We start from the raw sequence: 23102 nt of genomic DNA, 5'->3' as shown, positions 1-23102 counted from the left end.
TACTCCTTTTAAGGTAATTTTTCTTCTAAAATTTTTACAAATTCAGGATCAAGACTATTAATATCAGGTATTTTTACATTTAAAATTAAATACATATCCCCATAAAGATCTGTTTTTCTATTTTGCACCCCATAGCCTTTAAGTCTGATTTTTTGATTGTTTTTAGAATTTGGCGGTATGGTGATTTTAACTTCTTTTCTTGGGGTGTGTACGCTGATTTTGTCTCCAAAAAGTGCTGTTTTTAAACTAATTTCAACCTTTTTGTATAAATCATCATCTTCTCTTTCGTATTCATCACTTTTTTCAAGCTCTACTTTTAAAATCAAATCTCCTTTTTGTCCTTGAAAGCTTTTTCCTTTACCTCGTATGCGTAGCTTTTCGTCATCTTTTATACCATGTGGAATTTTGATTTTAACTTGTTCGTTATTGATATTTATTGTGTGTTCACCACCTAAAATTCCTTTTTCAAAAGGAATTTTAACACTTGCTTGTAAGTCTAAATCCTCTTCAAAACCCCCAAAACCTCCAAAACCACTTCTAAAATTATTACTAGAGCTAAAACCTCTACCAAAACCTCCAAAGCCACCGCCAAAAATATTATTCAAAATATCATTGATATCAGCTCCGCCTGCATTTCTTGAAAAATCATGAAAACTTTGCCCACCAAACATAGAATCACCATATCTATCATATTGAGCTCTTTTTTTCTCATCACTTAAAATTTCATAAGCGGCGTTGATTTCTTTAAATTTTTCCTCAGCACCTGCTTCTTTATTGATATCTGGGTGGTATTGTCTTGCTAATTTTCTATAAGCTTTTTTTATCTCATCTGCGCTAGCATTTTGCGAAACACCTAGTGTTTCATATAAACTATTACTCATTTTTTATTCCTTATTTTTTATAAGATTATATCATAAACTTTAGTCTTAGTCAATCAACTTTTATAAGTTTTAAAACTAAAGGTTTTATTTACAATTGTGTAAAAATAAAATTTTATACTTGCATAAATTGATTTTACAAAGGATAATACATGAAAAAAACTATGGTTCTTTCTTTGGCATTAGCAACTACTCTTTTTAGTGCTAGTATTGATTTTAAACAAGCAGATGATAATGTAAAAAGATCTTTACCAACTGATAATCAAAATACTATACTTTCTTATCATGATTCTATACAAAAAGTTAAAAATTCAGTTGTGAATATTTCAACTTCTAAAACCGTTCAAAGTAATTCCTTTGGGATTGATGATTTTTTCAATGATCCTTATTTTAAACAATTTTTTGGTTTTGATTTTCCACAAGCTCCAAAAAGTAAAAAGAATAAAAAAGAAGTAGTAAGTTCACTTGGATCTGGTGTAATTATTTCAAGCGATGGTTATATTATAACAAACAATCATGTTATAGAAGATGCTGAAAAAATCACTGTAAATTTACCTGATTCAAGTACTGAATATAAAGCTAAATTAATTGGCGCTGATCCTAAAACAGATTTAGCAGTGATAAAAATAGAAGCAAAAAATTTACCTGCTGTGGTTTTTGCTGATTCAGATAAATTATTAGAAGGCGATGTTGTATTTGCTTTGGGTAATCCTTTTGGTGTTGGAAGTAGTGTTACAAGTGGGATTATTTCAGCTTTAAATAAAAACAATATAGGTTTAAATCAGTATGAAAATTTTATTCAAACAGATGCTTCAATTAATCCTGGAAATTCAGGCGGGGCTTTAGTAGATAGCAGAGGGGCTCTAGTTGGGATAAATTCAGCCATACTTTCAAGAAGTGGAGGAAATAATGGTATAGGCTTTGCAATCCCTTCTAATATGGCAAAATCTATTGCGCAAAAACTTATCGAGCATGGAAAAATAGAAAGAGGATATTTAGGTGTAGTTATAGGAGCTTTAACTCAAGATATTAAAAAAGCTTATACTAATCAAGAAGGAGCTTTAATAACAGAAGTTCAAAAAGACTCAGCAGCTTATAATGCAGGATTAAAAAGAGGCGATTTGATCATAAAAGTAGACAAAACTGTGATTAAAAGTCCTATGGATTTAAAAAATTATATAGGAAGTATTGATCCAAAACAAGCTATAGAAGTAACTTATGAAAGAGATAATAAAGTCAAAACAGCTAAATTTATGCTAAAAACAGATGAAAAATCGCTACAATATGAAAAAGGTTATATTGATGGTTTAAAATTAGTAGAGCTTGATTCTAAAAATAAACAACAATACCGCATACCTGAAAATATTAGTGGTATTTTAATCACTGAAGTTACTCCAAAATCAAAAGCAGAAAAAATAGGCTTTGAGCAAGGTGATATTATTATAGGTATTGATCAATATGAAGTTTCAAATTTTAAAGAATTATCTAAGGCTTTAGAATTAAATAAAGGCAAAGAATATGTTAAAATTTGGATTAATAGAGGCGGTATGGTTAGAGCTTTACTTTTTTAAGAAAGGAAAAAAATGACAAATATTTTAATGATAGAAGATGATTTAGAATTAGCAGAGATTATAGCTGAATATTTAGAGCAATTTGATATGAAAGTAGATATTGCTCATGAGCCTTATATAGGTCTTTCAAGACTTGCTTTAAATCCTTATGATTTAATCATTTTGGATTTAAGCTTGCCTGGACTTGATGGACTTGAAGTGTGTGAAGAAATTCGTAAAAAATATGATACACCTATTATCATTTCAAGTGCAAGACATGATATTAGCGATAAGGTTGCTGCGCTTGATTTGGGTGCTGATGATTATTTACCAAAACCATATAATCCTCAAGAACTTCAAGCAAGAATTAAAAGTCACTTAAGAAGAATTTCAAATACCAAAACCGCTCAAACTCAAGTTAAAAAAGATCTTGTATATGATAAATACAAACATACTATTACCATGAAAGATCAAGAAATTAGCTTTACTAATGCTGAATTTGATATTTTAAGTTATTTGATTAAAAAAGAAGGTGGAGTGGTGAGTCGTGAAGAACTTGTGTATAATTGTAGCTCTATTAGTGAAGATTCTAGCAATAAAAGCATAGATGTAATCATTAGTAGAATCAGACAAAAAATCGGAGATGATCCTAAAACTCCAAAGTATATTCATTCAATCAGAGGTATAGGATATAAATTAACTCAATGAACAAATCATCAATTTTTTATACTATAACCTTTGTTTTCTTGCTTGCTAGTGTTAGTGTGATTTTGGCATTTTTATGGCTTATAAAATACGATCAGCAAAATTACACTAATGAGCTTAATGCAAAATATTCTTTTATAGCTAATGCAAGATTGTTGTATTTTAATCATGTAATTAGTGAAAAAGAATTTTATGAGCAAACAAAAAATTACAAAATGATAGAACTAACCGCACCATCTTCTATAAGAAAAATTATCTACAAGGCTGAAACTATAGCACGTGCTCAAACTAGCACGGGTGTAGTTGAAATTATTACTTTAGAAGATAATGTGTATTTAAAAATCATCTTTGATGGGAAACTTTATTTGTACAAAGATTTAGAATATCAAGGTTATCGTTATTTTGTGATTAAGCTTATTGCTAGTATAGTTGTAATGGTTTTATTGATTTTATACATTTTTATCATTAGAAAATTAAAACCACTTAGAGCTTTAAAAAGACAAATAGATAAATTTGGCGAAAATAAACTCAATGAAATTCAAAATGTCAGTAAAGGTAATGATGAAATTTCTCAAGTAGCAACAGCCTTTTATGAGTCTATTTTAAGAATTCAAAAACTAAACACTTCAAGGCAGTTTTTCTTAAGAAATATTATGCACGAGCTAAAAACTCCTATCACTAAAGGTTTAATTACTTTAGAAATGCTTGAAGATAGCAAATATAAAGAAAGATTAGTAGGCGCTTTTAATCGTTTGGAAATTTTGATTAATGAATTTGCAGCCATTGAACAAATTACCTCAGGTGCTGGTTTGATTAATTTAAAAAAATACAATATCTTAGATCTTTTAGATGAAGCTAAAGATATAGCTATGAGTGATGATGAAAAGGTAAAAATTAGCATCAAAGAAAGTTTTAGTGTCAATGTGGATTTTAAACTTTTTACTACTGCGATGAAAAATATGATAGATAATGCGACAAAATACTCTGATGAAAATTGCGTTACCATAGAAATAACTAAAGATTATCTTTGCTTTAAAAACAAAGGAAAAGCCTTAGATAAAGACTTAAAATACTACACTCAAGCCTTTACGCAAGGAAAGAAAAACAAAGATAGTTTTGGACTTGGATTATATATTGTTAAGACTATTTTAGACTCTCATAAACTTACGCTTTATTATGAATATAAAGACGGTATCAATCATTTTTATTTTAATGATATACAAAATATAATTTTAAACTAGGAAGCTCATGCCCTTATCGCGTTTAAATGAAGAACAATACAAAGCCGCTAGTGCTCCTTTTGGACACAATCTTATCATAGCAAGTGCAGGTACAGGTAAAACTTCAACTATAGTTGCAAGAATAGCCTTTTTACTTCAAAATGGTATAAAGCCTGAAAAAATTATGCTTTTAACCTTTACAAACAAAGCTAGTAAGGAAATGATAGAAAGACTTAGTAGGTATTTTGACAAAAGCATTACTTTAAAAATCACAGCAGGAACCTTTCATAGCACTGCTTATTCTCTGCTTAAAGAATTAAATCATGATATTATTTTAAAACCTGCAAGTGAGCTTAAAATTCTTTTACGTTCTATTTTTGAAAAACGCACTTTTCATCATCTAAGTGATACTAAACCTTATATGCCAAGTTATTTGTATGATGTATATTCTTTATTTCAAAATACTAATGCAAATTTAGATGAATTTTATAATTGGTTTTGTCAAAATTATGATGAACAAGCTGTTTATGCTGAAATTTATGAAGATATTTTAAAAGAATACGAAGAAGAAAAAGCACGTTTTAACTATGTGGATTTTAATGATTTATTGATCAAATTAAAACATGTTTTAGCTTCACATCATTTTGAATTTGATGAGATTTTAGTAGATGAGTACCAAGATACTAATACTTTACAAGGCTCATTAATTGATGCTTTTAAAAGTAAAAGTTTATTTTGTGTGGGAGATTACGATCAAAGTATCTATGCTTTTAATGGAGCTGATATTTCTATTATAGGAAGTTTTAAAGATAGATTTGTCGATGCAAATATTTTTACTTTAAATAAAAACTATCGCTCTAGTAAAAATATACTTGCGCTAGCCAATAAGGTTATTTTAAACAATGAAAGATTATATCCTAAAGAATTAATTGTAACTAGGGAAGGAGATTTTAAAGCACCAAGTTTGCTAACTTTCAATGAATTATTTGATCAATACTCTACCATAGCAAAAATAATCTTACAAAGTGGAGTTAATCTTGATGAAATTGCTGTGATTTTTAGAAACAATTCTAGTGCAGATGGAGTAGAAGTTGCCTTAAGAGAACTTGGTATAGCAAGCAAAAGAAAAGGCGGGGGAAGCTTTTTTGAAAGCTTAGAAGTTAAAAACTTTTGCTCTATGCTTGCAATCGTGCTTAATCCAAAAGATATCATGGCTTTTATACATTTACTTGAATACACCAAAGGAGTTGGTGGGGTTTTAGCAAAAGATATTTTTGATGCTTTATTAAAACTGGGGCATTCTAGTTTGATTAAAGGTTTTTTAAATCCTGATAGTAGTGTGAGTTTAAAAAAATACAAAAAACAAAGTTACCAACTAGGACTTTTTGATGATATTGAGGAGCTAGCCTCGCCTTCAAGGTTTAACTTAGAAAGTGAATTTAATACCCACCCTATTTTAAGCCTACCTAAAATCAACGAGTTTTGTGCTAAAAATCTTGAAAAAATTTATCTTTTTATTAAAAAAGCAAGCGAGTGTAAGGTTTCAACCCAGCTTGTAAATTTGATCTTAGAAAATGATTATTTTAAAGAAATTTGTGATATTTTAGCAACTAAAAGAGCAACTAATAAAAACTCTAATGTTGATCTAAATAAAAAAAATGAAATTTTAGAAAAAATCAATGCAAAAATGTTTGTATTAAAAGAACTTGCTAAAAATTATAGTGATAATTATAAATATTATAATTTTCTTACTCTTGGTGCTAGTGAAATGAGTAGTGGTAGTGGGGTTAATCTTTTAAGTATACATGCTAGTAAGGGACTTGAGTTTGAGCTTGTATTTGTAATTGATCTTGCACAAGGAAGATTTCCTAATCAAAAACTCATGAGCATGGGTGGAAGTTTGGAAGAAGAAAGAAGACTTTTTTATGTAGCTGTAACTAGAGCTAAGGATACTTTATACTTAAGCTATGCAAAATATGACAAGATTAAAAAAAGCAATTATCAACCTTCGTGTTTTCTAATCGAAGCAGGTATGTGTAAAGAAGAATAAAAATAAGACTTTATTAATCTTTTTATACTATGATTAATAAAAATCATTCAAGGAGAAAAAAATGAATAGTGTATTATTCAAAGGAAATAAAGTAAATTTAAAAGGAAATAATATCCAAGTTGGCGATATGGCTCCAAATATCACCTTAAAAGCTAAAGATCTTTCAGGTGTTGAAATTGCTCCAAAAGGCAAAACTCAAATTATTATCAGTGTGCCAAGCCTTGATACTCCAGTATGTGCAACTGAAGCTAGAGAATTTAATAAAAAAGCAGCAGCAAGCGGTGTAGAAGTAATCGTAGTTAGCATGGACTTACCATTTGCTATGGGTCGTTTTTGCTCAACTGAAGGTATAGATAATTTAACTGTTGCAAGTGATTTTGTTTCTAAAGAATTTGGTGAAAAATATGGTGTTTTAATGGCTGATGGTCCACTTGAGGGAATTTTAGCTAGAGCGGTGTTTGTAGTTAAAGATGGCGTGGTTGCTTATAAAGAATTAGTAAATGAAGTAACAGAACTTCCAAATATGCAAGCTCTAGAAAGCTTCTTTGGTCAAAGTTGTGGATGTGGTGGTTGTGGTTGCCACTAAAATTTAAAAGCCTTTTATAGGCTTTTAAAACTTAAAAACATGGAAAATTTTCTTTCTCATTTTGAAATAGAAAAGCAAGATCTCAAACTTATACAAGAGCACTTACAAATAATAAATATTGAAAAAGACTTTAAGGTTAATGATAAATGTTTAGGATTTATAAAAATTTTAAAAGGCGAGCTTAGAGCTTTTATTCTAACTCCAAACGCAAAAGAAATAACACTTTTTCACCTTAAAGAAAATGATGAATGTGTTATTTGCTCTGAGTGTAATATGGATGGCATATCTTATGATGTTTTTATACAAAGTACTCAAAATACAAGTATAGCCATCATCCCCTCATCAATTTTTCAAATTTTAAAAGAAAAATACCCAAAAATTAATAATTATGTTTTAAGTTTAATCACTAAGCGTTTTAATACCTTAATCAAAGTTTTAGAACAAGCTTTATTTATGCCTTTATCTTCTAGAATTTGTGATTTTTTAAAAGAAAATGCTAGTAATAATACTTTAAAAATTACCCATGAAGCTTTAGCTAATCACTTAGGAAGTGCTAGAGAAGCCGTTTCAAGAATTTTAAAAGAACTAGAGAAAGAAGGTAAAATCAAACTTGAAAGATCTAAAATAATACTAATTTCTTTGTAACTTTATCACAGAAATACTTTTAAAATTTATTTATAATATCAACAAAAAGGAGAAATTATGAGTAAATTAGAAAGAGTGCTAAGAATAGCTTTAGCCATAGTGGCGTTTTCTTTAGGAGTTTATTTTTCAACTTGGTGGGGATTATTGGGTTTAATTCCTTTATTAACAGGTATTTTTGCTGTTTGTCCTATAAGAGTGCTTAGTGGAAAACAAGCTTGTCCACTTGGGGTTTGCCCTATTTCTAAAAAGAAAAATTAGGAATAATTTACTAGTTTTTCTAGCTTTGGTGTAATGACAAATCTACAATAAGCTTGGCTGGGATTATTTTTAAAATATTTTTGATGATAATCCTCAGCCTTATAAAATTTTTCTAATTTTAAAACTTGTGTAACTATGGCTTTAGCGTAATATTTTTGTACTTTTTGTAAAAAATCACTAATGGTTTTTAACTCCTCATTAGTTTGATAAAAAATAACTGATCTATATTGTATCCCCTTATCAACACCTTGTTTATCTAGGCTTGTTGGATCGTGCATTTTGAGAAAAATTTCTAAGATTTTTTCTAATGAAATTTGTTTTTCATCATAAATTATCTTAGCTACTTCTATATTCCCATCACCATTTACCACGCTTTCATAACTTGGATTTGGCTTACCACCGCTATAACCTACTTCTGTATAAACTACGCCTTTGATTTCATCAAATACAGCTTGAGTGCACCAAAAACAACCCGCACCTAAGATGATTTCCTTATTTGTCATTACTTTCTAAATCCTCATTTTCTTTTAAAACAAGCTGCATAAGATAAAGCTCTTCTCCGTCTATGATTTTTAAATCTTTATCTTCGCATTTTGGGCACCAAAAGATATTATTTTCAAGTACTCCGCTAAAATGGCATTTTTGACACTCAACTACTACTTCTTGAATATGCATAATAAATTTAGCATTTTTACATAAGGGGCTATTTTCTTTAAAAGTTTCAAAGCTTCTTTGCAAAAGTGGAGGTTCAACCCCACTTAAACGCCCTATTTTAACATGCACTTCTTCAATAACTTTTCCTTGAGCATATTCTTCGCAAAGCTCTAGTAATGATTCTGTAATACTTAACTCATGCATTAGCAAATTCTTGGTAAAAGTTCGCCTTTTGGAGCTTCTAAAATGCGTTTTGCTCCATAAGCATTTTCTAAAATCACTCTTGCTTTTTTATTAGCTGTGATTTCACCTATAATAGCTGCATTAGTATTAAATTGTTTTAAAATTTCTAATGCTTTTTGTTCATCTTTTTTATCTACACAAATAATAAAAGTTCCTTCATTTGCAAGCTCATAAGGCTCATACCCAAAAAGCTCACAAACCCCTAAAACTTCATCGCAAACTGGGATTTTTTCTTCATATATTAAAAGCTCTAAATTACTTAATTTAGCCCATTCATTTAAAACCGCACTAAGTCCACCACGCGTAGCATCACGCATTGCTTTTATGGAAATATCTGCATTTAAAAGTGCTAAAACTTCATCTTTTAAGCTTTTACAATCACTTTGGATATTTGCCTCTAAATTATTTCTTTCAATCAAAACTGCACAACCATGAGCTCCAATATCCCTTGAAACTAAGATACTACAACCACTTTTTAAGTCTTTGGTATTGATTTTTTGTATATTTTTACCTATACATGAAGTATTAATGTATATTTCATCGCCTTTATTTTTAGGAACAACTTTAGTATCTCCACAAACTAGCTTTACTCCTGCTTTATCACATTCTTCTTTTATAGATTTTAGTATAATTTTTAACTTTTCTATCTCAAAACCCTCTTCTAAAATCAAAGCTAGCGATAAATATAGCGGTTTTGCTCCTACCATTAATACATCATTTACGCTACCACAAACTGCTAATTTTCCTATATTTATATCTTTTAAAAAGATAGGATTTAGTACAAAAGAATCGGTGCTAAAAGCCAAATCATCTAAAATAGCAGCATCATTTGCTTCTTTTAAAACATCATTTTCAAAAATAGAAAAAATTTCACTTATCAAAGCATTCATTTCTTCGCCACCACCACCGTGGGCTAGAGTAATTTGTTTCATTTTATGCCTTATCTTGATAGTATTTATAATAAGCCGCACAAGCTCCTTCACTAGAAACCATACAGCTACCTATAGGATTTTTTGGAGTACAAGCTTTTGCAAACACCTTACAATCATAAGGCTTAGCTAAGCCTCTTAAAATTTGACCACAAATACAAGCTTTACTCTCATCTTTACTTTGCACTTTACAGTCAAACACTTTGCTAGCATCTAAGTGCGCAAATTCATCTTTTAAACAAAGCCCACCATTTACAATCACTCCAAGACCTCTAAATTCAAAATCACAAGGTTTAAAGTATTTTTCTACTAAAGCTTTAGCTTTTAAATTTCCCTCTTTACTAACTACTCTGTGATATTCATTGTAAACTTCAAAAGTATTTGCATTCATTTGCTCTACTATATTTAACACACTAAGCATTATATCAACTGGCTCAAAACCACTCACTGCTATAGGAGTTTTGTATTTTTTAGCAATAGGTTCATAAATATTTGATCCTGTGATAACGCTTACGTGAGAAGGTCCTAAAAAGGCATCAATTTTTACATTTTCATCTTGCATGATAGCTTCTACTGCGGGTGGAACTAATACATGATTAATATGAAAAAATAAATTTTTTAAATTTAAGGCTATACTTTTTTCTATAATCACCCCACTCATAGGTGTAGTTGTCTCAAAACCTATGGTAAAAAAGATTATATTTTTCTCAGGGTTTTTTAAAGCTATATCTATCACATCCAAAGGTGTATAAAGCGCTCTAACATCAGCTCCTTTAGCTCTAAGATCAATTAAGCTTTCATAACTTCCTGGCACTTTAAGCATATCGCCTAATACACAAAAGATAGTATTTGGCATACTTGCAAGCTTTAAAGCTACATCAATACGCTCTCTAGGCATAACACATATAGGGCAGCCTGGGCCGTGAACAAAATTAATTTCCTTGGGTAATAAATCAGGTAAACCAAATTTCATAATACTATGCGTATGTCCACCACAAATTTCCATGATATTAATAGGCTTAGTAATTTTAGAAGCAATAAGTTCTTTTAGGGCTAAAATTCTTTCTTTATCTCTAAAATCATTAATTAAATCCATTTTTTAGCCCCATATCGCCTTCATTTTCATCAATTTGTCCATTTTGCATTTTCTCTGCTATATCTGTATAAATTTTTAAACTCTCTTGTGCAGCTTGAGTGTCAATTTTTTCCATAGCAAAACCTACATGTATAAGCACATAATCGCCTACCTTTAAAGGCTCGCTTATTAAATCTAAACTCACTCTTCTTTTAACCCCTAAAGTTTCTACTATAGCTGAATTTAGCTCATCAATTTCTAAAATTTTAGAAGGTATAGAAAGACACATTAGTTAAGCTCCTTTTTCATTTTTAGATAATTTATCCAAAGATCAAACCCTGTTTTTGTTTTGCTATCTAAAATCATAATATCTATTTTAGGATTTAGCCTTTTAGCGGCTATAGAAGCTGCTTTAAAATCAAAGTCAAAATGTTGAGCTAAATCGGCTTTAGTAATGACTAATAAATCAGCCTTTCTAAACATCACTGGATATTTTTCTACCTTATCACTACCTTCTGTTACTGAAAGTAAAACTACATTTAAATGCTCGCCCAAATCATAACTTGCAGGACATACTAAATTTCCCACATTTTCAACAAAAACTATATCAAGTTCGCTAAGTTTAAAATAATGTAAAGCTTCATGCACCATAAAAGCATCTAAATGGCAAGTTTGTCCTGTGGTGATTTGATGAGCTAAGCCTCCTGCTTTGATAATGCGGTTTGCATCATTATTAGTTTCTAAATCCCCTTCAACCACGGCTATTTTTAAATCATCTTTTAAAGTTTTTATAGTTTCTTCTAAAAGTGTTGTTTTACCGCTTCCTGGAGAACTCATTAAATTAATACAAAGAGTATTATACTCATTAAAATGCTCTCTATTATGAGCTGCTTGATGATCATTTTTTGATAAAATTTTACTAATAACATTAATAGTTTTTTCATCTTTTAAAGCTGGATTTTCATGATGGTGATCATGATGATGTTCATGTCCATTAATAGAACAGCCACAATCTTTACACATAATCTTTCCTTTATATTTTTATTTTATTGTATATAAAAAAGTATTAAAAAAATATGAGTTTTATTAAGTTTTTAAAGATAAATAATGCACAAGTTGCCCAAGTGCAATAGAGCTATCATTACAAGGAAATTGTAAAGAAGTTTTATAAGTGAATTTTTTTCGATCTAAAATTTCAAGTAAGGTTTTATTTTGAAATACCCCGCCACACAAAAGTACTTCTTCTTTAAAATCTTTTGAATATTCTATAATTAAATTTGCAATGCCATTAAGTAAACCTGTGCTAATTTTAACCTTATCTTTATCTTCCAAAGCTTGCAAAAAGGCATTTTTAAAGCAAATTTCTTTTTCTTTTATGTCAAATTTGTAACTATAATCAAGATTTTTATCATAATATTTTTCCATCAAAAGCCCAATTTGCGCTTCATAATCAAGCTTTTGTATATCAAAAGCAAAAGTGCCAAAAGCATCGATAATCCTACCAAGAGAACTCGTATATAAAGAGCTTTGAGTGTGAATTTTTTTAAGATTGTTTAATTTTACTTGAGAAAATTTAGCTAAAAACTCGCTAGCTTTGCTTTCTAAATTAAAATCAAAAATCAAAGCTAAAGCTAAATTTGCGATATTTTTAATATCTGCATTAATTAGTTTGAAATTTTTAAAATGATTTAACCTTTCATAGCTTTTTAAACTCGCTCTAAAAATCTCCCCACCCCAAATTTTTCCATCATCTCCATAGCCTGTTCCATCAAAAACAAAGGCTAAAACATCATTTTTGTAAATTTTATGTTCGAATAAACAAGCGCACAAATGTGCATAGTGATGTTGCACGCGAAAATTTTTATAATCTTTAAATTCTTTTACATAGTTAAATTGTGGGTGTTTATCGCTTAAAATCTGATCAAAATTTAGTTTATAAGAGTTTTGAAAGAAAGTTAAAATTTTAAAAAATCTCTCTTGTATGTCTAAACTTTTCATATCGCCTATATAAGGAGAAATGAAAATTTGATTTTTAAAAAAACATGCAAATTCATTTTTTAGCTCACTTCCTAGAGCTAGAATATTTTCTTTTACATTAAAAATATCTGCTGTGTTAATATAAAGTGGGTTAAGACCTCTTGAAGTCCTTAAAAACATTACTTCTTTACCGATAACTTGAGCAATGCTATCATCGCTTGAATTGTGTATTGCTCTATCATAATCAAGATAAAAATCAAACACATCACTAAGTTGCTCTAAAAGTTTTGTTTCTTCATAAATAATGCTTTGTGAGCTTAGATTAGCACTTGTTGCAATGATAGGTTTTTTAAAATGCTCAAAAAGCATTAAATGTGTTCCCATATAAGCTAACATAATGCCTATTTTATTAGTATCTGGCGCTAAGCTTTTATGAATATTTTTGCTATTTAAAATAACTATGGGTTTTAAATTTGAAGTTAAAAGTTTTGATTCAGCTTTATTAGTAAAAGCTAATTCCTGAGCCATTTTAAGATCTTTTACCATAATAGCAAAAGGCTTTTTAGGGCGATTTTTACGTATTCTAAGTTCATTTATAGCATTTTCATTTGTGCTATCACAAATTAAATGAAATCCACCCATACCTTTAAAAGCTATGATTTTACCTTGTTCTAAAAGCTTTGCAAGCAAGATAAAAGCTTTTTCATCTTTGGCTAAAATATTTTGATTTTTATCTTTTAAAAAGATAGTAATTTTGCATTTTGGGCATGAGAGTGGTTGAGCATGAAAGCGACGATTAGTAGGATCTTCATACTCGCTTTGACAAAAAGAACACATTTTAAACTCATCCATAGTCGTATTAACTCTATCATATGGAAGTTTTTTTATAATAGAAAATCTTGGCCCACAATTTGTGCAAGTGATGAAAGGATATTTGAAACGTGGATTTTTCTCATCATAAAATTCATTATAGCAATCCTCACAAAGAGCAAAATCACTTAAAATCGGGCTAAATTTTTCACTATCTTGTGAAGTACTTATACTAAATTCATTATAAGTTTTTTGAAGTTTTTTATAAGAAAAATTAAAATCATCTATCCTAGCTAAAGGTGGTAAATTAGCAAAAAGTTTTTCTTTAAAAATTTCTAATTCATCATTGCTACACTCAAGGATTACAACAACACCTAAGCTATTATTATAAACTTCACCTTTTAAATTAAGCTCTTTGGCTATATTAAAAACAAAAGGACGAAAGCCAACGCCTTGTACTAGCCCTTTAATATGAATTTCATATCCAAAGTGGGACATCACTTAACTTAAAAAATGGTATGTGTTTAAATACATTTTTACTAAGACTTTTATGCTCAAACAAGCTCCCACTAAGCACGGCACAATCAACTTGCTCTTTAGCCTTTAAATCATCAAATAAATCTCTTAAAAAATACGCCAAACTCTCAACAACGCCTAAGGCTATGATTTGATTTTCTACTCCAGCAAGCTTAAAACTCATCACGCTTCTTAAGGTCTTAGTATAATCAAATTCCTTTTGCTCATTAAGCTTAAAGTCTATCCTAACACCTTTTGCCATTTTACTCTCATCTGCTAAGGCCAAAAGCGCTAATGCTGCTTTTTTCTCGTCTTCATCAAGCTCTAAAATCATCCCTACCATGCCAAAAAGATTAAAAAAATTATTAGCCATGTTAAGTTCTTTTCGCACTAGGGTAAATTCTTTTTCATAATTAGCTAATAATCTCTTAGCAACATCATCTTGACTTATAGTTTCATAAAACTCATCAAAGCTTTTTGGTAAATTTAGTTTTAAAAGATTGATTTCTTTATCAAGTAAGATAATATCATCATTTCTTTTACTAAGTTCTAAAAGCAAAGGCTTTTTGTCTTTAAAATCAGACAATATACAAGAAATTCTTGCGAAATTTTTATCCTCTTTTTGAAAAATCAAATTTTTAAATTCAGGTAAAATATAATCATAACCCCTACAAACTACTAGTTCATTTTCGATTAAAGCTACTTCAAAATCATCTTCAAAATGTTCTAGCTTTTTAAAATTTAAAAACTTAATTCCTTCTTTTTCAAGCTCAAAACACAAGGCAAACAAGAAAAGATTATCATATATTTTTATTTTAAAATACTCATGATTTAATTGATGATTTTGTCTAAAAATAGCATTAAATTTAAGTTTCATTAGAGGCTTTTCAACCCCTGCTAAGATTTTAAATTGCTCATTATTGCAGGAAAAAAACACATTGATATGCTTTGGATCGCTTGGCATTAAAAAATCATCTAATGCTTCATTAAAAATTTCAAAAGCATATACTCCTTTTGAGTTTTTAAAATATATTTTTTCTTTGTTTTTTAATTTTTCTAAGGCTTTTTTTAAATTATCGCAGAAATTTTCTTTAGTGATTTTTATAAAATCTTCTTCTATCTTAAACTCTTCTTCTACAAAAACACCCCATTCATTTTCTAAAAGCTCACCATTAGTATAAGCATTTGCATTAAGTCTTGTTAAAAAACTTCTTTTAGTGAAGTTTTTTTCTTTTTTTATAGGTGTAAAATCTTCTTCTATAACTTTTAAGTCAAATTTGTTTAAAAAAACACTGTGGCTGATATTTTCTAAATTAGAACAAAAGGCTTGAATTTCATCTTTTTCGCCTTTAACTTTAATGATGATTTTTTCATCTTTTTGCTCATAATTATACACATAATCTTTAGCATAATAAGCTAACAAATACTCAAAAATATCATTTTTAGATTTATAATCAAAAGTAATTTCTAAAAGCAAGTTTAAAACCTTAAAATTAAATTTTTAAAGCATAAATATAACAATTTTAATTCTAAGGAAAGCTTAAACAAGCTATCTAAAATATAGATAGCTTGTCATTTTAGTAGTTAAATTCAGAACCGATAGCGATTTTTTGAATTTCTTTTTTGTTTTCAAGTTTTAAAAGTGGAGCATTTTTATCCATACCTAAAACTTTTGCTTTTTTACCATCAAGTGACAATGCAACACCTTCAGGTAAAGCATAAACTACTACTTTAGGATTAACAATCAAAAACTCTTCAAGTCTTTCTTCACGGCTTTCACCATTATGTCCTACTGGTTTACCTGAGATAAAATGTGGGTTGATTTGATGAGGGAAGATATTGAAAGTATTAAATGATTTTGGTTCAACTATAGGCATATCATTAGTTGTCATCATAGTTGCACCTGCTACGTTTGAGCCTGCTGACCAGCCAACATAAGGCACACCCTCACTTACTCTTTTTGCAATGAGTTCTACTAGGTTATTATTATAAAGTTGATTTACAAGTTCAAAAGTATTTCCACCCCCTACAAAAATCGCATCAGCACTTTTAACAATATCAACAGCATTACCTCTATGTACGCTAATTATTTGAAGTCCTAAGCTTTCTAAAGCTTTAGCAACTTGTGCTTCATATTGTTCATAAGTTTTTCTAACACCTGCATAAGGTATGAATGCTACTTTTTTACCTTTTAAGTTATTTTTTTCAACAAATTCTTTAAGCCAAGGTAAAGCATGGTTTAAATACCCAGTGTCTTTATAGCCCGAACTTGAAAGCAATAAAGCTTTTTGCTTATCTTTTGGGAAATTAACCACATCATTAGCATTTAAAGCTACCCCACTAAAAAGCATAGCAGCTAAACCAAGAGCACCTACTTTTAACAAATTTCTTCTTTTCATTGTTTTTCCTTTAAAAGATATTTAAAAACAGTTTATTTTAATAAATAATTTTTTAAAATAAAATAAATTTTTGTTAAAAAATAAGACTTTTTAGAAAAACTTCTCTTGCCTTATAATCAGGCATAAATTTATATAAAAAATCATAAAATTCTTTTTGATGATGTGGGTAGATTAAATGTGTAAGTTCATGTAAAATCACATATTCTATGGCTTTTATAGGTTTTTGCATGAGTTTTAAATTTAAGTTTATGTATGCTTTTTGATGATTGCAAGAACCCCATCTTGAGATCATTTCTTTAATGCAAATTCTTTGCACCTTTCTCTTGCAGACAAATTGCCATTTTTTTATAAAATACTCAAAAATCACCCTAGCACTATGCCTTAAAAAAAGATCTAAGGCTTTTTGATTTTTTGCAAAGATTTTACCTTTTTTAATAAATACTTTTTTATAATTTTCATCAAAGACTAACTTGTATTTTCTACCTAAAAAATAAAGCTCATCACTTGCTATAACTACCCTTTTTAAAGAAAGTTCTTTTTCTTTAGCTCTAATCCAACTTTCATTTTTTTCTAAAAATCTTAAAACATCTCTTTGCTCATAATATAGAGGTATGCTAAGCTTGAAATTTAAATCTCTATCTATCCTAAGTCTTAGATATTTAAGTTTTTTCTTTTCAAAAGCAAAACAAAATTCTTTAAATTCTAAAATTCCTTTTATACTAGAGCTTTGCCTTGCCATTTTTTACTTTTCCATCTATATGAATTTACAATACCACGTAAAAACTCATCCGCGCAAAAACCTATCCAAACTCCTAAAATTCCAAGCCCAACATAAAAACAAAGCACATAACCAACCGGTAAAGAAACCCCAAGCATAAACACCACTCCACTTAAAAACGGAAATCTCGCATCACCACTTGCTCTTAGTGAATTTACCATGATTATATTAAAAGTTCTTGAGATTTCTAAGAAAATAGAAAGAGTAAAAAGTGGTATCATAAGCTCTTTTAAACTTTCCTCAAGTTTTACCACACCCATAGTAAAATCTTGCAAAACATAATTAAGTAAAGCTACAAAAGCACTTGCTACCACGCTAAAATACAAAGCTATCCAAGTATGTTTATAAGCTACATTTAGGTATTTTGCGCCAACTAATTTACCTATGATAATCTCATTTGCCACACTTATAGCTTGCCCTACTAACATGATAAGTAAAGAAATTTGAAAATAAATCGTTTGAACACTTAAGTTTTCTTTACCTAAACTTGCTACAAAAGCAAAAGCTATGGTGTATTGTATAAACCATATTAAATTTTCACCAGCAGCAAACCCACCGATATTTAAAATCTTTTTAAGTACAGTTTTTTCAAGGCTTACCATCTCTTTAATTTTAAGATAAATTTTAAGTTTAAAACTAAGTATTGCCACTAGCATACCAAAAGCTACTAAACGTCCTAATATATTGCTAAGCCCTACTCCAAAAAGCTCTAATTTGGTAAAATGTAACACATAAAAATTTCCTATAAATATCACAACATTCATCAATAAGGTTGTAAACATAACCCAATAAGCCATATTATACACCCTAATAATAGCGGCCAAAACTATACCCATAGCATCAAAAAACAAACAAATTCCAAGCATATGTAAGTAAATTTCACTGTCTTTTAAAAGTTCATTTGGAATTTGTAAAAGGTAAAGTAAAAACTCTCCATGCCATAAAATCAAACTTCCGCACACAAGTCCGATTAAGCCATTTAAAAATAAACTTTGATGGATTACTTTTCTAGCTAAAGTATAATTTTTAGCTCCTAAAGCTTGAGCAATTACCACACTACAACCCACACTTAAAAAGCTAAAAATAATGATAAATAAATCTGCTACTTGGTTACCTGCACCCATAGCCCCAACTAAAAAATTAGAATACTGCGAAACCATAACGGTGTTGATAATCAATGAAAAATATCTTAAAAACATTTCAAGTAGTATAGGCATACTAAGATGCTTGAGTGAAAGTTGTTTGCTTGCCATGTTAATCTCTCAAAAAGCCATATTCATAAATTTTTGGCTCGATTTTTTTAGCTAAAACATCTAAAGCTAAATTCAAATCACTAAGTAAAATTTTATAATGCTCATCTTTTGCTTTGCTAGGCATATTCATCTTTCCTTTTTCATCTCTACCTTGAAAAAATTCTTTTATATCATACAAAGAAGCATTTACTAAATATCCCGCCTTTTCTTTATGTGTGTGATAATACTTAAAAAGTTCTTTACCTGCTTTTAAAAGCTCTTTTGCTTCATTAGAAAATTCCACCTTATCTAATGTATCATCAAATAAAACATCTTCATTTTTTATCTTGCCATTTATAAATTTATACATAAAATCACTCTTAAATGCTTCTTGAGTAATGCCTAATTCTTTCTCGCTAAAAGGTATGAAGTGATTTACACCTTCTTTTGCACTTATGCGATTTTGCCCATAAAAAAGCATAAAAGCTAAGCAATCACTTTGAAATTCTTTATCGTTTTGATATGCTTTGTTTGGGTATAAAAACTGATCCCTATCGTTTATCCAAGTAGCAGGTATAGCATGGCGTACTGAAAAATATATAGCTATATTAATTAAATTTATAGAAAATACCTGTAAATTAACATCTCCATTTCCAAATACCATTTCACTTGAACCTAAACAAATTCTATTATTATGTTGAAAATCATTAGCCTTTGCATTAAAAAATGCAATGATATTTTTATTATAATTTTTTACTTTACAAAATACATTTAACCACTCATTTATAAATAGAGTATTTTTATAAGAAAAAAAGAATTTCTTACCTAAAAAATTTCCATTTTCATTAAAAATATCGAGCCTTACCTTTTTAAGCTCATCTTTTTGACTCATATCCCATATCAAAAATCCTATAGGAAAATTTCCTTTTACATTATCGAAAGTATAAGCAGGACTTGCAAAACCTTTTAAAAATTTAGCCTTAAAAGTTTCTCTAAATTTTATAAAATTTGTAGAATTTATATACTTTAATTTAGAAAAACAAGCCAGTATAGCTCCATCAATCTCGCAATAAATTCTTATAAAAAACTGAGCAAAAAGCTCTCTACTAGATTTTCCAAGAATATCTTTATATTTATCATATATACGAGAATATTGCACACCTATTTTATTAGTTCCGTTATTTGACAAACCCACTTCTGCATAAGGTGGGTTTATAAAGATGATGAGTTTTTTGCGTTTGTTTTCATCTTTTAAAATTTCTTGTAAATTTGAAGGTAGTTTTGATTTATAAATAACATTGCCTTTATCATCTACTTTATCAAAAAATTCATCATTTAAAAAGTCAAATTGAAAAACATGATTTTCAAATAAATTTGCACCATTTTTTATACGCTCATGTATCACATCAACATCTGCTTTATCTATGGTAGAGCAAAAAATATTTTTTGCATTTGTGAAATTTGCTAGCAAATTTCCTGTCCCACCAGCACAGTCCCATATATAGTATTTCTCTTCATAGTCTTTGCCTAAAGCCTTTGATAAATACTCACAAGCCTTATCCACCCAAATTCTTGGAGTAAAAAACGCTCCCTTTCTTTCTCTAATGTCTTGATCTACAAGCAAATCCCTACGCTCTATCATATAATCCCAAAATTCCTCTAAAGGCGGACGCTCATAAATAGCCCAAAAATCTTTATGTGCTTTTTGATTGTCTTTAAAGCCCGTTTTTTCTGTAGCGATAGAGCCTAGATCTGTCTTTTTGGCATTAAATTCATAATGATCTTTATTTAAAATAGCAAAAAGCTTTTCTACTATGGTTTGATTTTCGTTTGAGAGTAAATCAGCTAGGTAAAAGTCCGCATCGATAATGCCGTTTTTCTTTGCTAAATCCCAATCTATACTTATGCTTTCTTTTACGCTTTTGCTCCATTTGTGATATATGCTTACAAAGTTGTTTTTGTCAATTTTAAATTTACTTATGTTTTCGTTTGTTAAATTTTCTTTTATGAAATTTTTTAATTCTTCATCATTTTTCTCATAGTAAAAAATCAAAGCTTCGTTTAAAATTTCATCTAATTCTTTTAAAAGTTTTAAAAACTGCTCGCTTGTATGATCACTTGGCGTTACACTCCAATCTATGTCGTTTTTATAAAAAACTTCTTGAATTTTAGAAAAAGATAAAAATGCAATTTTTTCAGCATCAAATGCACCTATTAAAGCAGGTGTTTGCTCGGCGTGAAATTTATGCTTTCCTATGGTTAAAATAAGCTGAATGAATGATTTTTTAATATCACTTATGCCTTGCTTAGCTTCAGCCCAAAATAAATTAATCTCGCCTAAGTCTTTATGCTTTTGCGTGATGATAAAATCTATCTTAGAACCAACTATAGAAAATTTTGAAAAATACGCTTCACGCACTTTGTTTTTTAAAGTTTCTTCATCTACTTTTAACCATTCTTGCATTTTTAACCTTTGATAATAAATAAACTTACAATTTTAAACAAAAGAATATTATTTTTCAATTATTTTTGAATTAATGATTTATAATGACTTAACTTGTCTTTATAAAAATCAACTATTTCTTTTTGATCATGACTAGGATTTTTAAAAGTTTCTTCAATCATGGTTTTTAGCTCCTTATAATTAGCACAAAGCCATAAATTCTGATTTATATATTTTTGATTATTTTCATCTTTTTCTATAAAAATTTCTAAAATCAAGAAAAATATTTTTGAATTTTGTGCAAAAATTTTAAAAGTGTTTTTTAAGTAATGAAAATTATTTATTTTAAGGGCGTAAATATGTGCTTTTATTTTCTCTTTTACTTTTTCATTGTCTTCTTGAAGTAACTTTTCTAATAATATTTTTAATTCTTTTTCACAAAAATACTCTTTTTGTTTCATAGAAAAATTGTAACTATATATAAATAGCATTCTTGCATCTAGTGGATATTTTACATTAAGTAATTCTTTGGTATTTATATTTTCTTTACCTGCAAATTTTGAAAAAAACTCAAAGAAACTTTTGCATTTTTCAAAGTAAAAAAACTGAGCTTCTCCATAAATTTCATCAAAAATACTCCAAAGATAATAAATAAATTCACTGCTTTTAAAGTCTTTAGCATAAACACTCATTTTAAAAGCTAATTGTTTAAATCTTTCAAGTTCTTTTAAATCATACTCATTAAAAATATCATCATACCCTTGGTGTGAATTTGCCTTTAAAATTTTATCTATTGTTTCTTTTCTGATAACATTTTCTGCAAAATTTAACACAAAATAATCTTGAAAATATTCTAAAGAAGCTATTCTGTGTTTATGCTTATATTTTCTTCTATCTTTTAAATCAGAAAAATCTCTATTATGCAAATCATATATTTTAGGAAAAATAGAAATCAACAATTTTTTGATCACTTTTTTATTTAGTTTATTTAAACTTTCTATTTGTTTGTCAATCATATTAGTATATATTGATTCTTGCTCTTCTCTATCAATCTCATAACTAGCTAAAGCAGTTCCAGCAAAAATTTCAAAATGATTATAAATAAACTCATAAAATTTTGGCTCAAAAACTTTAAACAAAGTAATCACAGCAAAATCATACAAATATAACTCTTGTTTTATAGCACTCATTTCAAATTTTAAAACATTTAAGTATCTATTAATATCTCTTATATTTTCAAAAGCACCTGCAAAATGATTTGTATTTAAGTTCTCTATAAATTCATTCTTATCGATTTTTTCATAAGTAAAGTTAAATTGTTCAATTTTTTGCATAAAAATCGCTGTTAAATCAGCTTTATTTAATTTAGGTAGCACTATAGGAACTTGCACTATTTTTTCTATATATCTTTCGCCTTTATCTTTTTGGATTTTATCTAAGGCTTTAGTGACTATTTCATTATCATAAGCAAGAATATACATAGTATTTTTAAAATCTGCTATAGATCTAACAAGTTGAAAAATTTCTCGTATATCCGTATCGGCTAATCTATCAAGATCATCTATAACTATAATGATTTTTGTGTCTATATTTGATAAAGCAGTGTTGATTTTATTTTTAATTTCATCTAAGCCTTTTTTCTCTGCATTCAATGATTTATTAAAATCACTGATAGCATTTGAAGTTTTAGACATTGCCACTGAAGTAACCGGATCTGCGATCACATAAGATGACATTTTAAACAATAATGCCAAGTCTTCTAAATTTTGGGATACTTCAGAAAAAAATTTAAATTTAAAATGAGAATATATTTTTTTTAAATTTCTACATTTAAATTCAGGAAATGGGACTTTACAAATTTCTTTAGAAAGCATTGTAAAAAAATCACTAATAAGTTGTTTTCTAGTGGAAATATTCCAAGGATTGAAATTTATTATAACGATTTTTTTATTTATACTTAAACTCTCTAAAACCATATTTATAAATGAAGTTTTCCCGCTACCCCAATCCCCTATAATACCTATAGAAACACTGTCTTTATCTTTATAATATTTTATAGTTCTTGCTAACGCCATGGCGATTTTTTTTCTACCAAATAAGTCTTCATTTTTACTTATGATAGCTTTATCAACTTTAAAAGTATTTATTTGCATT

Annotated in this window: 21 protein-coding genes; 7 read left to right on the top strand and 14 right to left on the bottom strand. The window is 28.7% G+C overall.

Annotated elements, in window-relative coordinates; genetic code table 11:
* Positions 1-8 precede the first annotated feature (8 nt).
* Positions 9-881, bottom strand: coding sequence for a J domain-containing protein (locus L8V88_RS04330; RefSeq protein WP_263726989.1), 873 nt, complete (start codon positions 879-881; stop codon positions 9-11).
* Positions 882-1030: 149 nt separating this feature from the next.
* Here L8V88_RS04330 and L8V88_RS04325 point away from each other — a divergent pair, with 149 nt between their 5' ends.
* The 7 genes from L8V88_RS04325 to L8V88_RS04295 all read left to right on the top strand — a co-directional run bounded on the left by L8V88_RS04325 (position 1031) and on the right by L8V88_RS04295 (position 7892).
* Positions 1031-2449 (top strand): DegQ family serine endoprotease, encoded by a 1419-nt coding sequence (locus L8V88_RS04325; RefSeq protein WP_263723744.1) that lies wholly within the window; start codon positions 1031-1033, stop codon positions 2447-2449.
* A 12-nt stretch (positions 2450-2461) separates the two neighbouring features.
* On the top strand, positions 2462-3136 hold the full coding sequence (locus L8V88_RS04320) for a response regulator transcription factor (RefSeq protein ID WP_039618324.1): 675 nt from the start codon (positions 2462-2464) through the stop codon (positions 3134-3136).
* The gene (locus L8V88_RS04315) at positions 3133-4374 is read left to right on the top strand and encodes an ArsS family sensor histidine kinase (RefSeq protein WP_087684703.1); all 1242 of its coding nucleotides are present in this window, start codon (positions 3133-3135) and stop codon (positions 4372-4374) included. Before L8V88_RS04320 ends, L8V88_RS04315 begins: the two co-directional genes overlap by 4 nt.
* Positions 4375-4381: 7 nt before the next feature.
* On the top strand, positions 4382-6403 hold the full coding sequence (locus L8V88_RS04310; protein ID WP_263726985.1) for an ATP-dependent helicase: 2022 nt from the start codon (positions 4382-4384) through the stop codon (positions 6401-6403).
* Positions 6404-6464: 61 nt separating this feature from the next.
* Positions 6465-6989, top strand: coding sequence for a thiol peroxidase (gene tpx, locus L8V88_RS04305; protein WP_012661493.1), 525 nt, complete (start codon positions 6465-6467; stop codon positions 6987-6989).
* 39 nt (positions 6990-7028) lie between these two features.
* Positions 7029-7634 (top strand): Crp/Fnr family transcriptional regulator, encoded by a 606-nt coding sequence (locus L8V88_RS04300; RefSeq protein WP_039628336.1) that lies wholly within the window; start codon positions 7029-7031, stop codon positions 7632-7634.
* Between the two features lie 57 nt (positions 7635-7691).
* Positions 7692-7892 carry a DUF2892 domain-containing protein gene (locus L8V88_RS04295; RefSeq protein ID WP_012661495.1) on the top strand — a complete coding sequence of 67 codons (201 nt, stop codon included), beginning with the start codon at positions 7692-7694 and terminating at the stop codon, positions 7890-7892.
* On the opposite strand, the gene msrA is transcribed toward L8V88_RS04295, so the two are convergent.
* The 13 genes from msrA to L8V88_RS04230 all read right to left on the bottom strand — a co-directional run bounded on the left by msrA (position 7889) and on the right by L8V88_RS04230 (position 23101).
* The gene (gene msrA, locus L8V88_RS04290) at positions 7889-8395 is read right to left on the bottom strand and encodes a peptide-methionine (S)-S-oxide reductase MsrA (protein ID WP_263726983.1); all 507 of its coding nucleotides are present in this window, start codon (positions 8393-8395) and stop codon (positions 7889-7891) included. The genes L8V88_RS04295 and msrA overlap by 4 nt on opposite strands.
* Positions 8385-8750 carry a hydrogenase maturation nickel metallochaperone HypA gene (locus tag L8V88_RS04285; RefSeq protein ID WP_263726982.1) on the bottom strand — a complete coding sequence of 122 codons (366 nt, stop codon included), beginning with the start codon at positions 8748-8750 and terminating at the stop codon, positions 8385-8387. Before L8V88_RS04285 ends, msrA begins: the two co-directional genes overlap by 11 nt.
* Positions 8750-9721, bottom strand: a complete 972-nt coding sequence (gene hypE / locus L8V88_RS04280) for a hydrogenase expression/formation protein HypE (protein ID WP_263726980.1) — start codon at positions 9719-9721, stop codon at positions 8750-8752. The genes L8V88_RS04285 and hypE overlap by 1 nt, the downstream gene beginning before the upstream one ends.
* Before the next feature lies 1 nt (position 9722).
* Entirely contained in the window at positions 9723-10814 is a 1092-nt protein-coding gene (hypD, locus tag L8V88_RS04275) for a hydrogenase formation protein HypD (protein WP_263726979.1), read from the bottom strand.
* Positions 10801-11082: a HypC/HybG/HupF family hydrogenase formation chaperone gene (locus L8V88_RS04270; RefSeq protein ID WP_039618343.1), complete on the bottom strand. Its 282-nt coding sequence runs from the start codon at positions 11080-11082 to the stop codon at positions 10801-10803. The genes hypD and L8V88_RS04270 overlap by 14 nt, the downstream gene beginning before the upstream one ends.
* On the bottom strand, positions 11082-11816 hold the full coding sequence (gene hypB, locus L8V88_RS04265; RefSeq protein WP_263726977.1) for a hydrogenase nickel incorporation protein HypB: 735 nt from the start codon (positions 11814-11816) through the stop codon (positions 11082-11084). The genes L8V88_RS04270 and hypB overlap by 1 nt, the downstream gene beginning before the upstream one ends.
* 63 nt (positions 11817-11879) lie before the next feature.
* Positions 11880-14078: a carbamoyltransferase HypF gene (gene hypF / locus L8V88_RS04260; RefSeq protein WP_263726976.1), complete on the bottom strand. Its 2199-nt coding sequence runs from the start codon at positions 14076-14078 to the stop codon at positions 11880-11882.
* Positions 14059-15573, bottom strand: coding sequence for a hypothetical protein (locus L8V88_RS04255; RefSeq protein ID WP_263726975.1), 1515 nt, complete (start codon positions 15571-15573; stop codon positions 14059-14061). Before L8V88_RS04255 ends, hypF begins: the two co-directional genes overlap by 20 nt.
* A 100-nt stretch (positions 15574-15673) precedes the next feature.
* Positions 15674-16495, bottom strand: coding sequence for a dipeptidase PepE (gene pepE, locus L8V88_RS04250; protein WP_263675297.1), 822 nt, complete (start codon positions 16493-16495; stop codon positions 15674-15676).
* A 73-nt stretch (positions 16496-16568) separates the two neighbouring features.
* On the bottom strand, positions 16569-17234 hold the full coding sequence (locus tag L8V88_RS04245) for a M48 family metallopeptidase (protein WP_263726973.1): 666 nt from the start codon (positions 17232-17234) through the stop codon (positions 16569-16571).
* Positions 17210-18526: an MATE family efflux transporter gene (locus L8V88_RS04240; protein WP_263726972.1), complete on the bottom strand. Its 1317-nt coding sequence runs from the start codon at positions 18524-18526 to the stop codon at positions 17210-17212. The genes L8V88_RS04245 and L8V88_RS04240 overlap by 25 nt, the downstream gene beginning before the upstream one ends.
* A 1-nt stretch (position 18527) precedes the next feature.
* A complete protein-coding gene (locus L8V88_RS04235) occupies positions 18528-20969 on the bottom strand; it encodes a hypothetical protein (RefSeq protein ID WP_263726970.1) in 2442 nt (813 codons plus the stop codon).
* 59 nt (positions 20970-21028) lie between these two features.
* On the bottom strand, positions 21029-23101 hold the full coding sequence (locus tag L8V88_RS04230; protein ID WP_263726969.1) for a KAP family NTPase: 2073 nt from the start codon (positions 23099-23101) through the stop codon (positions 21029-21031).
* Between the last annotated feature and the right edge of the window lies 1 nt (position 23102).

The sequence above is a fragment of the Campylobacter sp. IFREMER_LSEM_CL2101 genome (genome assembly GCF_025771825.1).
Lineage (GTDB): Bacteria > Campylobacterota > Campylobacteria > Campylobacterales > Campylobacteraceae > Campylobacter_D > Campylobacter_D lari_C.
Note: the sequence above shows the minus strand (reverse complement) of the source record. Positions and strands in the feature narration are given on the sequence as shown.